This is a genomic window from Sphingomonas lacunae (assembly GCF_012979535.1).
GTDB classification, from domain to species: Bacteria; Pseudomonadota; Alphaproteobacteria; order Sphingomonadales; family Sphingomonadaceae; genus Sphingopyxis; species Sphingopyxis lacunae.
In genome coordinates this window covers 297,373-311,116 of the sequence record NZ_CP053015.1, presented here as the reverse complement: position 1 = coordinate 311,116, position 13,744 = coordinate 297,373, and the positions used below count along the sequence as shown (strand labels likewise).

Annotated in this window: 9 protein-coding genes; 5 read left to right on the top strand and 4 right to left on the bottom strand. The window is 61.1% G+C overall.

Annotated features, from left to right (window positions below; genetic code table 11):
- Positions 1-59 precede the first annotated feature (59 nt).
- Together GV829_RS01370 and GV829_RS01365 are read left to right on the top strand one after the other, a co-directional pair.
- Complete coding sequence (locus GV829_RS01370) at positions 60-1,814, top strand: class I adenylate-forming enzyme family protein (RefSeq protein ID WP_169943471.1); 1,755 nt, start codon at positions 60-62, stop codon at positions 1,812-1,814.
- Positions 1,814-3,052, top strand: a complete 1,239-nt coding sequence (locus GV829_RS01365) for a TetR/AcrR family transcriptional regulator (protein ID WP_169943470.1) — start codon at positions 1,814-1,816, stop codon at positions 3,050-3,052. The genes GV829_RS01370 and GV829_RS01365 overlap by 1 nt, the downstream gene beginning before the upstream one ends.
- A 15-nt stretch (positions 3,053-3,067) precedes the next feature.
- Here the strand turns inward: GV829_RS01365 and GV829_RS01360 are convergent, their stop codons facing one another.
- The 3 genes from GV829_RS01360 to GV829_RS01350 all read right to left on the bottom strand — a co-directional run bounded on the left by GV829_RS01360 (position 3,068) and on the right by GV829_RS01350 (position 6,823).
- Positions 3,068-4,366 (bottom strand): MFS transporter, encoded by a 1,299-nt coding sequence (locus GV829_RS01360; RefSeq protein ID WP_169943469.1) that lies wholly within the window; start codon positions 4,364-4,366, stop codon positions 3,068-3,070.
- 94 nt (positions 4,367-4,460) lie between these two features.
- Positions 4,461-5,531 carry an acyl-CoA dehydrogenase family protein gene (locus tag GV829_RS01355; RefSeq protein ID WP_169943468.1) on the bottom strand — a complete coding sequence of 357 codons (1,071 nt, stop codon included), beginning with the start codon at positions 5,529-5,531 and terminating at the stop codon, positions 4,461-4,463.
- A gap of 104 nt (positions 5,532-5,635) precedes the next feature.
- Positions 5,636-6,823 (bottom strand): acyl-CoA dehydrogenase family protein, encoded by a 1,188-nt coding sequence (locus GV829_RS01350; RefSeq protein WP_169943467.1) that lies wholly within the window; start codon positions 6,821-6,823, stop codon positions 5,636-5,638.
- 225 nt (positions 6,824-7,048) lie between these two features.
- Here GV829_RS01350 and GV829_RS01345 point away from each other — a divergent pair, with 225 nt between their 5' ends.
- Positions 7,049-9,700, top strand: a complete 2,652-nt coding sequence (locus GV829_RS01345) for an ATP-binding protein (protein ID WP_169943466.1) — start codon at positions 7,049-7,051, stop codon at positions 9,698-9,700.
- Positions 9,701-9,715: 15 nt separating this feature from the next.
- Here GV829_RS01345 and GV829_RS01340 read toward each other — a convergent pair whose 3' ends face one another.
- The gene (locus tag GV829_RS01340; RefSeq protein WP_246202947.1) at positions 9,716-11,206 is read right to left on the bottom strand and encodes a WecB/TagA/CpsF family glycosyltransferase; all 1,491 of its coding nucleotides are present in this window, start codon (positions 11,204-11,206) and stop codon (positions 9,716-9,718) included.
- A gap of 294 nt (positions 11,207-11,500) precedes the next feature.
- Between GV829_RS01340 and GV829_RS01335 the strand changes: the two genes are divergently transcribed.
- Positions 11,501-12,784 carry an oligosaccharide flippase family protein gene (locus tag GV829_RS01335; RefSeq protein ID WP_169943465.1) on the top strand — a complete coding sequence of 428 codons (1,284 nt, stop codon included), beginning with the start codon at positions 11,501-11,503 and terminating at the stop codon, positions 12,782-12,784.
- A complete protein-coding gene (locus tag GV829_RS01330) occupies positions 12,781-13,722 on the top strand; it encodes a glycosyltransferase family 2 protein (protein WP_169943464.1) in 942 nt (313 codons plus the stop codon). The genes GV829_RS01335 and GV829_RS01330 overlap by 4 nt, the downstream gene beginning before the upstream one ends.
- Positions 13,723-13,744 lie beyond the last annotated feature (22 nt).

Genomic DNA, 13,744 nt, shown 5'->3' with positions numbered 1-13,744 from the left:
TGCCTGTCCTGCCGGACAGAATCGGTGACCGCCCGACACAGGTCGGCACCGTTCGGGAGATGATGATGACGCAAGAGACTGTGCTCGCCCCCGCTGCCGAGAACGGCCCGCCCCCCGGCTGGCCCGCCATGTCGGTCAGCGAAGTGGAACGCCTGCTCTGTGCGCCTGGTGCCCCGTTCGAGATGGATGTCGCCACCATCCGCGGCATCCCCACCCGCGTATGGAAGAATGCGCTACCGTCGCTTGCCCATCTCGCACGCCACGCCCGCACCCACGGCGACCTCGAATTCCTCCAATATGAGGGCGAGCGCATCAGTTTCGAATCCTGGTTCCGGGCAGTGGCCGCGCTTGCCGGCGAACTGACGCTGCTCGGCGTGACCAAGGGGGACCGGGTCGCCATCGCCATGCGCAACCTCCCCGAATGGCCGGTCGCCTTTTTCGCCGCCACCGTGCTCGGCGCGATTGCCGTGCCGCTCAACGCCTGGTGGACCGGCGACGAGCTTGCCTATGGCCTCAGCGATTCGGGAGCAAAGCTGCTCATCTGCGATCCCGAACGGCTCGACCTCATTGGCCCGCACCTCACCGAGGCCCCGGCGCTCGCCCACATCCTCGTCGCCCGCCACCCCGGCGAGCCCGGCTTTGGTGCCCGCCCGCTCGAAGCCATCATCGGCACCACCGCCGATTGGGCCAGCCTGCCCGATACCGACCTGCCGCCAGCCGACATCGCGCCTGATGATCCGGCGACCATCCTCTACACCAGCGGCACCACCGGCCGACCCAAGGGCGCGCTCGGCACCCACCGCAACCTCCTCACCAACATCCTGTCGAGCGCCTATGCGGCTGCCCGCGCCGTCCTGCGCAAGGGAGAGGCACTGCCCGCGCCGCAACGCAAGACGATGCTCACCGTCATCCCGCTGTTCCACGCCACCGCGTGCAGCGCGACGCTGATGGGCGTGCTGTTCGCCGGTCATCGCATCATCCTCATGCACAAATGGGATGTGGTAAAGGCGATGCAGTTGATCGAGCGGGAGCGGGTCAACGCCACCGGCGGCGTCCCGACCATCGCCTGGCAATTGCTCGAACATCCCGACCGCGAGAAATATGATCTCTCCAGCCTCGAAACCATTGGCTACGGCGGCGCGCCCTCCGCGCCTGAACTGGTGCGGCAGATCCGCGACACATTCGGCGCACAGCCCGGCAATGGCTGGGGGATGACCGAGACTTCAGCCACCGTCACCACCCATTCGGGCGAGGATTATCTCAACCGCCCGACCAGTGCCGGCCCAGCGGTTGCGGTCGCCGATCTCGAAATCCGCGCCGAGGATGGCGTCACCGTCCTTCCGCGCGGCAGCATTGGCGAACTCTGGGCACGCGGGCCGATGATCGTCGCCGGCTATTGGAACAAGCCCGAAGCCACCGCCGAAACCTTTGTCGATGGCTGGGTCCGCACCGGGGACCTCGCCAAAATCGATGAGGAAGGCTTCCTCTTCATTCTCGATCGCGCCAAGGACATCATCATCCGCGGCGGGGAGAATATCTATTCGACCGAGGTCGAAAATGTCCTCTACGATCATCCTGCAGTGATGGACGCTGCGCTTGTCGGCATTCCCCACCGCACCTTGGGAGAGGAGCCCGCCGCTGTCGTCCACCTCGCACCGGGCACCACCGCGACCGAGGAGGAATTGCGCGACTGGGTCCGCGCTCGCCTCGCTGCCTTCAAGGTACCGGTACGGATCATCTTCTGCGATGAGACCCTGCCGCGCAATGCCCAGGGCAAAATCCTCAAGCGCGAATTGAAGGCGCTGTTCGCCTGATGGTCAGGCTCGCCACTTCTGATGCCTCCGGTGCGGCCCGCGAAACCCGCCGCTTTCAGGAAAAAAAGCAGCTGGTGCTCGACGCTGCCTCGGCGCTGATCAACGAAAAGGGCACGGCGGGGATGACCCTCGCGGCCGTCGCTGAGGCGGTCGGCCTCAACACCGCCAGCGTCACTTACTATTTCAAGCGGCGCGATGATCTCGCCGTCGCCTGCTACCATCGCGCCCTCGAACGGATAGAGGAGATGGTGGAGGAAGCCGCCCGGGCGCCTGACCCGCGGTCACGTGTTCGCCGCTATCTCGAACTCAATATCGATCTGTTGGCAAAGGTCAGGGCCGGTGAAGCGCGACCGATTACCGTTCTCTCCGATATCCGTACCATGGATGATCCGGTCCGTGTCACCCTGTCGGACCGTTACCGCGTGATCATGCGTCGCGTGCGGGGCTTCTTCGGGCCGGATGGGGATGCCGCCAACAAGGCGCGGCTGGTCGCCCGTGTCCATGTCCTCCTCGAAAATGTCTATTGGCTCCCGGCCTGGCTGGGCGATTACAGCCGCCATGACTTTCCCCGCATCCTCGACCGAATGATGCAGATGTTCGATCATGGCTTCATTCCTGATGGCGTGGCCAACGGTGCTGCGGTCCCCCTCGACATCGCGCTCGATGACGATGCTGGCCAGGCGCAACAGAAATTCCTCCAGGCCGCGACTCGGCTGATCAACGAGCGCGGCTATCGCGGTGCCTCTGTCGAACGCATCGCCTCCGAACTCAATGTGACAAAGGGCAGCTTCTATCATCATCTCCAGGCCAAGGATGATCTGGTCCTCGCCTGTTTCCGCCGCAGCTTCGCCACCGTCACCCGTGCCCAGCGCCAGGCCGAAAGGGCAGGGCAGGATTGGCAGCAACGCCTACTTATCGCCTTTGCCACCTTGCTTGATGTCCAGTTTTCCGAACGTGGGCCCTTGCTGCGCACCACCGCGCTTCAGGCTTTGCCGTCTGAATTCCGCGGCGGGGTGATCGACAGCAGCAACAGGATCGCCCGCGGATTTGCCGGCATGATCGCCGATGGCATTACCGAAGGGTCGATCCGTGCGGTTGACCCGATGATCGCCAGCCAGATGCTGATGTGTACGATCAATTCGGCTTATGAACTGCGCGGCTGGGCTGCCGGCATGGAGCCGGCCATCGCCATCGGTGCCTATGCCTCCACGCTTGCCAACGGCCTTTTCGATGATTGAACGCCAGCGTCGGTGTCAATCTTCATAGACAGGCGGCACATGGCTGCGCGGTTCTTCAACCTTGAACAGCAACGCCAGCAACGCTGCCACGTTCAGCACGGATGCGGCGATCACCAATGGTCCAACCCCGGCCCAATAGAGAAGGGCACCACCAATCAGCGGGGCGATGGCTGAAACCCCACCCTCAACCGTGGTCGACAGGGCAATCCGCATGGGCAGGTCCTCGCGGGAACCGAATTCCAGCACCATCGTCTGGGCGCTCATCTGATAGCCTGAACTGCCGATACCAAAGGCGAAAAAGGCGGCAATGGTCGCGGCGGGAGTGGGCCAAAGCACCAACAGGGTCAGCCCGGCCAGTGTAAAGACCATCGATGCGATAAAGGTGGCACGATAACCTGCCCTGTCTCCCGAATAGCCCCACAACAGGTTGGACAATGTGTCAGCGCCCAGAAAGGCGAGACTCAGCAGGCCGATGGTGGTCCCGTCGAGTGGCATGTGGTCGGCGGCAATCAATATGTAAAACGGCGCGGCAATCCGCCCGGCCATCGCCATGGCCTGGGCGATCAGGAACCAGCGGTAATTGATGTCGCCAATCAGCGCCGGTACGTCGCGCATCCGCTCACGCAGCGATAGTTGTGGCCGCACAGAGACAGAATCCGGCTCGCGTACACCCCATTGCAGCGCCACCAGCCCCAGACTCGTGAGAACAAAGGCCATCAGGAATGTCGTGGCATAACCATTGCCCCAGACATTGCCGTCAATCAGCCATTCACCAGCGACCCACGACAAAATAGCGGCAATGATACCGCCGGTGACGTTGCGCCACGCCTGCAACCGGCCGCGTCGGTCCATCGGGATGACTTTGGACAACAACATCTGGAAAGCGACGCGTTGCATCCCATTGAACACGCCGAGCAGCAACAGCATCAACAGGGTCAGCGTCACCAGCAGCCAGCCGCCAAGGAAATACCCCGCCAGCGCCAGTCCCAGTACCTGCAACCGCATCAGGGAACCGAACCGCATCGCCATGGGCATGATGCGCTTGCGATGCTCGATCAGCGCCGCGCTCGACAGGGGGGAGGCAAACAGGCCGACCTGCAACAGCGATTGGCCCAGCCCGACAATCAGCGGGCTGCCTGAAATCATCTGCAACCAGGCTGGGATCAGGGTTGGCGCATAGACAATCCGAAACCCGGTCATGCCCAGCATGCCGTGCAGGAAATTGGCGATAATGTTGCGCTTGAGGTTGCGCTCCATCTCGGCGGCAAATGCCGCCTCGCGTTCCGCCATCCCCTGTTGATCGCCCTCAGCCATTGCGCAGTGCCTTGGTCCCCTCCGCGTTCAGCCGCAAGCAGGGCGGCGGCAATAGTTTCTTGCCACCGCCCTTTTTCGCCTTTGCCTCAATGGCTCAATAACCGTTCATCCGGGCAAATTGGTCGCGCAGATAGGCGCTGTTGCCCCAGGCCGCTTCCAGCGGCCGGGCACGCTTCAGCACGAAACCGATGTCATATTCATCGGTCATGCCGATGCCGCCATGCAGCTGGATCGCCTCGCGGCTCATCACATGCAGCGTGTCATTGGCCCGCGTCTTGGCCATAACCCCCGACAAGCGGGCATCAGCCCCGGAATCGAGCGCGACCAGCGCGCTCTCGATCGCTGACCTTGTGATCTCGATGTCGCTGAACAGGCCCGCCATGCGGTGTTGCAGCGCCTGGAATGTCGCCAGCACCTGATTGAACTGCACCCGCTGCTTCAGATAGGCCAGCGTTACGTCAAACGCCTCGCTCGCCATGCCGAACATTTCGCACGCGGTCATGATCCGCGCTCGGGCGATCAGATGGTCGATCAGGTCATCGCCGCCATGCTCCAGCTTTTCCGCCGCCGCCCCGTCGAAATTGACCATGGCATGGCTGCGGAAATCGACCATGTGCCGGCGCGACCGGATGACCCCGGCATCGCTGCCATCGACGATGTATACGCCATCCTGCACCGCGACGATGAACAGATGGGCGCTGTCACCCTCGGCGACAAAGGCTTTGGTCCCAGAGAGCTTGCCGCCGTTGACACTGGTGGCAATCGCTCCGCCATGGCGCGGCCCTTCATCGACCGCCAGCGTGCCGACCACCGACCCGTCGGCAATGCCGGGCAGCCATTTCGCCTTTTGCGCGTCGCTGCCGCCCATGCTGATCGCCGCCGCTGCCAGCGATGATGGCACCAGCGGGCTCGCCGTCAGCGTGCGGCTGATTTCCTGCACAACCAGACCCAGGCTCATCCAGCCAAAATCGGTTCCGCCATGCGCTTCGGGCACGACAATTCCGGTCCAGCCCATCTCGGCCATCTGGCGATAGACGCCCGCGTCAAATCCCGCCGCCGTGTCGGCATCGCGCACCTTGCGCCAGGCGCCATAGGGCGATTCATTGCGGGTCCACGTCTGCGCCATGTCGCGCAGCATCACTTGCTCTTCACTCAGTTTTGCCATGTGAAACTCTCCGCCACCCTTGACCAAACCCGGTTCGTCCTGAGCCTGTCGAAGGGCCGTTTTTCTCTATTTGCGTCGGTTTGCCTGTCCTGTGAAACCCCGCATCACTGATGGTCGAGCATCCCGAGGATGCGCTTGGCGACGATATTGGTCTGGATTTCTGTCGATCCGCCAAAGATGGTCGTCGCCTTGCCGAACAGCCAGCCACGCACCGCTTCCAGTTCCTTTTCGGAAAAGCCTTCGCCTTCCCAGCCAAGGCCCTGCATGCCCATGATCTCGATGATCAGCTCGGCCCGTTCCTGCGCCAGCTTGGTGCCGCTGGTCTTGAGGATCGATGATGCCACCGACACGCCGCCTTCGGCTTGCACTCGCATCGCCGTCTGGAAAAAGGCCATGCCGTCCATTTCGAGACGGGCGATCCGTGCGCGCAACTCCGGGTCGGCGATCCGTCCCTGCTCATCGACACCGATCTGCTTCTTCGCGAGGGCGGAGATCGACACCATGTTGCGCGCGCCGGACCCGATGTTGGTCCGTTCATGCTGCAACAGGCGCTTGCCGATCGTCCAGCCTTGCCCCTCGACGCCGACGAGGTTCTTCTTCGGCACCTTCACATTGGTGAAAAAAGTCTCACAAAAGGGGGAGACACCGGAAATCATCTTGATCGGCCGCACCTCCACGCCCGGAGAGGTCATGTCGATCAACAGGAAGCTGATGCCGTTGTGCTTGTCGCTCTTGTCGGTGCGGACCAGCGCAAAGCATTTATCGGCCCATTGGCCACCCGATGTCCATGTTTTCTGTCCGTTGACCAGATAATGGTCACCGCAATCCTCGGCAAAGGTCTGGAGGTTGGCGAGGTCGGATCCGGCGTTGGGCTCCGAATAGCCCTGGCACCAGCGCACCTCGGCTTTGCAGATCGCCGGAATATGCTCCATTTTCTGTTCTTCGCTGCCATACTCCAGCAGCGTCGGACCAAACATCATCACGCCCATACCGCCGATGGGATTGGATGCGCCGGCGCGGGTGAATTCCTGCTGGATGATCTTCGCTTCGGCACCCGTCAGGCCACCGCCACCATATTGCCGCGGCCAGGTTGGTGTGCCCCATCCCTTCTCGCCAACGGCGATCCGCCAGGCCTCGCGGTCGGGCGTCTTTTCGGACGGTCCCTCCAGCGCGGAAAGCGACATATCCACGCCTTTCAGGGATTTCGGGAAGTTTGCCTCGATCCAGTCGCGCACTTCCAAACGAAAGGCTTCCAGGTCGGCGGCGGGTCGCTCTTCAGCCAGGCTGGCCATGACTCTCTCCTGTTTGGGACCGGCCAGGACTCGTCATGTCGTGGCCGTCTCCTTTTGCGGGGTGGACCATAACCGACTTTTGAAAGTGATCAATCGGGCAACTGAGAGAGGGGTCCGGCTACCCCGTTTGGTCGCTCTATCTCGCCCTCTGCTTGCCCGAACCGAACGCCCCCATTCGGCGCCAATCACAATCGAATATTCAGATTTCCCCGCTACGCCGGCACAGTGACCAGGAACGCTATTCCAAAGACTTTGGAGCAATATGCCTCCGCCCTCGCGCTCGCCGAACGTCGGCTAGAGCGCAGCGAGCGCGCTCGCGCCGCGGCCGAAGCCATGCTCGAACTGCGCGGCCGCGCCCTCGCAGCCGCCAGCCGCGAGCTCGAACGCCGCGAGGATGAATTGCTGCAGCGGCTCGAGGGTGACGCGCATGTTCTGCTCAACGCCCAGGACGTTGCCAATGTCGCAACATTCCGGGTCCAGGCCGACGGGACAATCTTGGGTTCACGCAATCTCGCCCCGATACTCGGCCTCAAGGCGATGGTCACTGATATCGGCCAGATTGGTGCCATGGTTCATCCGGTCGAAAGAGCCGAAACCCGGCACTTCCTGTCAGGCCTGATCAATGGCGTCAGCCGCCGCGATATCCGCATTCTTGACCAATATGGCATGACCCGCTGGCTTCGCTGGCATATCCGGCCAGACACCCATGCGCAGGGTCATTTCCATGGCGCTGTTCAGGATATCACCGATCAGCGTGCGCTTGAAAGGCGCCAGCGCGTCACCGACGCCCTTCGGTTGCGCCAGTTGCGCAAGCTGGAACGACTGTCCAAACAGTTGCAAGCTGCTACCGCTGCCCAGCAACGCGATTCGGATTTTCTGCGTGCGGTTCTCGAAACAGTTCCGCAAGGCATCACCGTGTTTGACGAAAACTTGCGGCTCGTCATCTGGAATCGACGGTTCACCGAACTTTACTCCTTGCCCGATCACTTCCTCTTCTCGGGCATGGACCGGGATGAGTTCAGCGCCATTGCCTGGCCTACGGCGCACACCTTTCAAAGGTTGTCCGGCGAAGACCAAGGCAAATTCCCGATCGCCCTTGCGACCATGCTTTGTGCCCCGGGCGACTATGTTGAAACGCTCCAGGACGGTCGGTCGATCGAAGTTCGCATCATTGCCCGGGACAATGGCGGCATCATCAAGAGCTACACGGACATTACTGACTATGTGGCTGCCCAGAATGAACTGCGTCACCGCGGCGAATTGCTCGCCGAACGTATAGCTGAACTCGAAGCTGTCGGAGCCAGACTTGAAGAGTCCCGTGACCTGGCGATCAAGGCTGACCGGGCGAAGTCGCGTTTTCTGGCAATGATGAGCCACGACATCCGGACGCCAATGAACGCGATCCTTGCGATGCTGGAACTGCTCTCGACAACCGATTTGTCCCCGGACCAGCGCAATCTTCTCGCTCTGGCGCGCTCCAGCGGAGATCAGATGTTGTTTCTGCTCGCCGACATCATCGAGGTGGCACGGGCCGATGGATGGTCAGTGGATCTGGAAGACCAGCTCGTGGCCTTGCCGGCCTTTTTCACCACGATTGTCGATAGTTGGCGCCCGCTTGCCCGTCGCAAGGGATTGTCACTGGTCATGGCCTTGGCCAGTGATTTGCCTGATTATATCTCGATCGACCCGAAACGTTTGCGCCAGTTGCTGGATAATTTGATCAGCAATGCAATCAAGTTCACCGTGAGAGGCAGTATCGAGATCACAGTGGATCTGGCTTCCGGTAAGGATGGTCCCCGCCTCCACATGGCGGTCATCGATACGGGACGGGGTATCGAGCCTAAGCGGCAACAGACTCTTTTCCGCGATATGCGTCGTGTGCACAGTCCGATGGATGCCGATGCGCAGGGCAATGGTCTTGGATTGTCGATATGCAGTCGCATCGTTCATGCGATGAAAGGTCGCATCGGCGTCGAAAGCTTCGTTGACGTTGGCAGCACATTTTGGGTCATCCTGCCATTCGCACCAGCGCAGGCACCTAAAGAAGCGAAGGATCCTGCCAGCTCAATCGCACTTGAAGCCGTGCGGATTGATGGTCGTCCTCCGCATCTGCTGGTGGCGGAAGACGTTGCCACCAATCAGATTGTCATCGCCGCTATGCTGGAAAAGCTCGGCTGCACCAGCCAAATGGCCAATGACGGATTGGAAGCCTTAAACCTCCTCAAACAGGGCATAGGCTTTGATGCCGTGTTGATGGATGTGTCGATGCCGACACTTGATGGTCTTGAGGCAACACGGGCCATCCGCTCGATGGGTGGGGACTTTGCCACATTGCCGATATTGGGCGTCACCGCATTTGCGGCCCAAGAAGAACTGGCGGCAATGCGTGCGGCCGGAATGAATGACGTGCTCACCAAGCCTATCCAGCTTGAACGTTTGCACGATGCGCTCGATCGTATCCGTCAACTCCGCCAGCAGGCCAGAACACGCAGCAAGGTTGCTCCTGTTCCGGTTCCGACGTTCACTCAACCGCCGTTGGTCGATCTGGACCAGTTACGGGGACATTTTCTTGCTCTGCCATTGAGTGGTCGCCGACGATTGGAAGAAACGGTGGTATCGGATTTGGAGCATTGGACTGGTGCACTGTTCGATGCGCTGTCGCAGGGTGACGAGCAGGCAATCGCGCGGGCCCGGCATACGCTCAAGGGGATTTGCGCAGCCTTTGGTGCTAACGCGTTATGGGAATCGGCCAGTCACTTTTCCGATCTGTCAGCTGAAAAAATGTCAGGCAGTGCAGCCGGTATCAAGGCCCTGCTTGATGCCACCATTTCCCAGATCCGGGATGTGGCGAGCCAGCCTGATCGGCGCACTGCCTGACGCCCCCCAATAGGATCAATAGGCCCCGCGCCCCGAGACGACGGCAGGGACCGTCTTGGCGATGAGGGCAATGTCACCGACAAGCGATCGTCTTTCGAGATAGGCAATGTCCATCTCGACCTGTTGATCAAAGGGGATTTCAGCGCGACCCGAAACCTGCCAGGAACACGTCAGGCCCGGCGCTCCTTGCAGACGCCTGCGTGCCCGCTCGTCATAACTCAGCACTTCCTGGGGTAAAGCGGGCCGCGGACCGACTATCGACATCTCGCCCCGCAGGACATTGAACAATTGGGGTAGCTCGTCCAGTGACAACCGGCGCAGCCAGCCGCCAACGCGTGTGATGCGGGGATCGCGCTTCATCTTGAAGCAGACGCCGTCGCGCTCACTTTTCGCCAACAGCTCTGCCCGGCGCCTTTCTGCATCCACTGCCATTGACCGGAACTTCCACATCTTGAACGGCTTGCCGTTGGCACCGATGCGCGTCTGCCGGAAAAAGACAGGCCCACGATCATCCAGGGTGATGAGCAGACAAAGAGCGGCAAACAATGGGCCCAATAGCACGCATGCGCACAAGGCAATCGCCAAATCAAGTGACCGCTTCGATGCAGCGGCGTAACGTTCTGCATGACCGCGCGCTTCCCACGCATGGGCGATCGCCCGACCAATGAACAGGGGATTGCCGATCAGATATCGTCCCGCCATGCGGCGCGGTTCCTGCATCAGCCGCCATATCCATTCCTGGCCGATGGCGCGCATCCACTGGGGCGCGCGGGGTATGCGGTAGGAATAATAGTCAAACAGGCCGCCGACGCCCAAAACGACCGGAGCATTGATCTGTGCCCTGTGTCGCGCGATCCACTGTTCCTGATGCGGGACGCCCAGCCCCACCAACAGGATGCTGGCGCCTGAAGCATTGATGCGTTCGATGATCTTTGCATCATCGTCCGCACTGAAAAATCCGTGCTGCGTGCCACAAATGTCCAGCCCCGGCACTATCTGTCGCATCGTTGCACTTGCCGCAGTAGCGACGCCAGGCTGGCCGCCGAGCAGGAAGAGGCCTTGTTCCTGGGCCGCGGCTTCGCGGCAAAGCATCGGGAATAGATCGGTCCCGTTCAGATTATGGTCAATCTTCTTGCCTGCCATCCGCGCCGCGATGTTGAGACCTGAACCGTCGGGCAGCAGTGCGTCGGCTTGGCTCAATGCCCGGCCATAGGCAGGATCTGTGGCCAATATGTTGATGCAATGGGCGTTGATGAAGGCAATGGTGCAGCGTGAACCCGCGGCGGCGCGCTCGACTAGGGCATGGGCGGCCTCTTCCGGGTCAGCATTGACCAATGGCAAGCCAAAAAGACGCGTTGGTTCGCGGGCATCAAGCGCGTCACTCGGCACGGTGAAGAATCGGCCGCGGTCAAAGCGGAGACGATTGGCAGTCGCACTCGATCCGGCACTGTCGATGGCATCGGATTGGAGGACCTGCGCTTTGAGGAAGGGCATGGGCACAGACATGGGATTGCTCCGGTTGCAGGGTTTCAATTGCCGTTCCCTCAGCATCCTCCGTGCCAAATCAGCATTTCTGGGGCTTTTCCTGCATCACAAGTCGTATCGGCTCATCGAATTCGCGTTTTGCCCATATGCAAGGCGCAAATTTTGCATTTGGCGAAACCAGTTGCTGTGCAATTTGCGAAAAGTGGCGCGATGGTCCCGCTGAGATCAGGCTAAGTCATTAAAACGATTAATATATTCAAGATTGGCACGCTGCTTGAATAGGTCGTCTCCGAACGATTTGACCGGGGGACCACCATGCAGGCTTATCTGCGCAAAAAAATAGGCGACGCGCCATTTGCCCTGCTGTCCGGGCTCGCTGCCTATGGCTCGGCGGAAATTGCCGTTCGCTTGGTGCGTTTGGCCACCGTCGTGGTCATTGCCCGCCAGCTCGCGCCCGACATTGTCGGCGTGGCCGCGCTCACCCTCACTGCCTTTGAACTGATGCGCGTGCTCGCCAACATCGGCGTAGGGCAAAAGATCATTGCAGCCGACGCAGCCCGGCTCGACGCGACCTGCAATACCGCCCACCGGATATTCTGGATCTGGTGCTGCGTGGTTGCCGGACTTCAGCTGGCCGCTGCACTGTTTTTGGCCATCGTCTTTTCGCAGCCGTTGGCTGGCGCGATGCTCGCCGTGCTCAGTGGGGTTTATCTTCTGATGCCAGGTGGGCTTGTCCAATGCTATTTGCTGATGCGCGAGGGACGTGCCGGGACCACTGCCCGGACCACCGCCACCCAGACGATCGCAGACCATTTGCTGACCGCCGCCCTGCTGCTTGTGTGGCAGAGCCCCTGGTCTGTTGTCATGCCAAAGCTGCTGACAGCGCCAATCTGGCTGTTGCTGACCCGCCGTGCCCGTCCCTGGCGCCCGGTGCCAGAGGCAGGCCGGGTTCCGGCGCGTGACCTGCTGGGCTTCGGCATTTCCGTGCTCGCCACCGAAATGCTCACCGCCGCGCGGGGACAGCTGGACAAGATCATCGTGTCGGCCACCCTGGGCATCACTGCCTTGGGGACCTGGTTCTTCGCCTTCAATGCCGGCATCGGCATTGTTTCCTCACTCATCACTGCTTTCGGCACGGTAATGTTCCCTGGCCTCTGTGCCGTGCCGTCGGGCCGGGCAAGGTCGCAGCGCTTGCGCACCGCGATCTTGCTCGGCTCACTCATTTTCCTGCCTGTGATTGCAGCCCAGGCGTTGTTGGCGCCCTGGTATGTACCGCTGATCTTTGGCGCCCATTGGGCCCACGCCGCGCCGCTGATTTCCATCCTCTGTCTCGCCGGCGTACCGATGTTGTTGGCGACCGTCACGACCGCATGGCTTCGTGCCGAAGGACGGGCCGGGGCCGACGTATGGGCTGGCCTGGCGATTACGGCAACGACGCTCGGCGGCCTCGCTATTGGCGTCCACAGCGGTCAGCTTGAACAAGCTGCTCTCATCTGGACGGCCGGCTTTGCACTGACCGTCGTTCCTTTTGCCTTCTACATTTTGGCGCCGGCGCTGGTTTCTGGCCGCGTGGCGCATTTCAAGGAAGCCCACGCATGAACCGCCTCTTCCCTTATCCCCACATTTCCGTCGTCATGCCGGTCCACAATGCTTCAGCCACATTGTCCGCGACGGTGCGATCAATCCTCTCGCAGTCCGAACGGGACTTCGAACTGCTGCTGATTGATGACGGTTCAACGGATCAGAGCCTGGCAATAATGCTTCGGCTCGCTGCGGTTGATGATCGTATCCGGGTTATTGCCCACGCAAATTGTGGTGTTGCCGCCACCCGCAACAAAGGTGTCGAGCTCAGCCATGGTCAGCTCATTGCCTTTTGCGATGCGGATGATTTGTGGCACCCGGAAAAGCTGAAGCTGCATCGCGCCTTGCACAGGGCAGATCACAACTGCGCTGCCAGCTATGCCCGCATTGCTTTCATTGAGCCAGAGGCCCGCAATGCCCTTGACGCCCGCACAACGTCAACCATCGTCAACACCCCACTTAAGGTGACGGATCTCCTCGGGGAAAACCCGGTCTGTACCATGTCCAATCTGGTTGTCCGCCGTGCTGCCTTTGAACGCGTCGGTGGCTTTCGTGCCGGCATGTCTTTTGCTGAGGATCAGGAATGGCTTGCCCGCGCGGCATTCCTTGGCCTCGCAATCAGGGGCATTGACGAAGTGCTGGTTTCCTATCGGCTCAGCCATGATGGACTGTCTGTCAATCTTGAACGGATGTATGCCGGGTGGCGCGATCTCGCGACCGACTATGCCGACCCTTCGGGCGTTCAGGCAGCAGAAGCTATCTATTGCCGCTATCTGGCCCGTCGCGCGCTTCGTTCCGGTGCCTCGGCGGCGACCGCTCTGCACTATGCCGTGCGCGGGCTGCGGCTTGATGCGCGTGCATTTCTGACAGACGCAAAGCGAGGCTGGGCCACCCTGATTTCCGCGCTCGTCGCGCCTTTCATTCCGCGAGCTGCGCGTATCCGCGTCTTTGCCTGACGCCACCAACCATCGAAAGCCA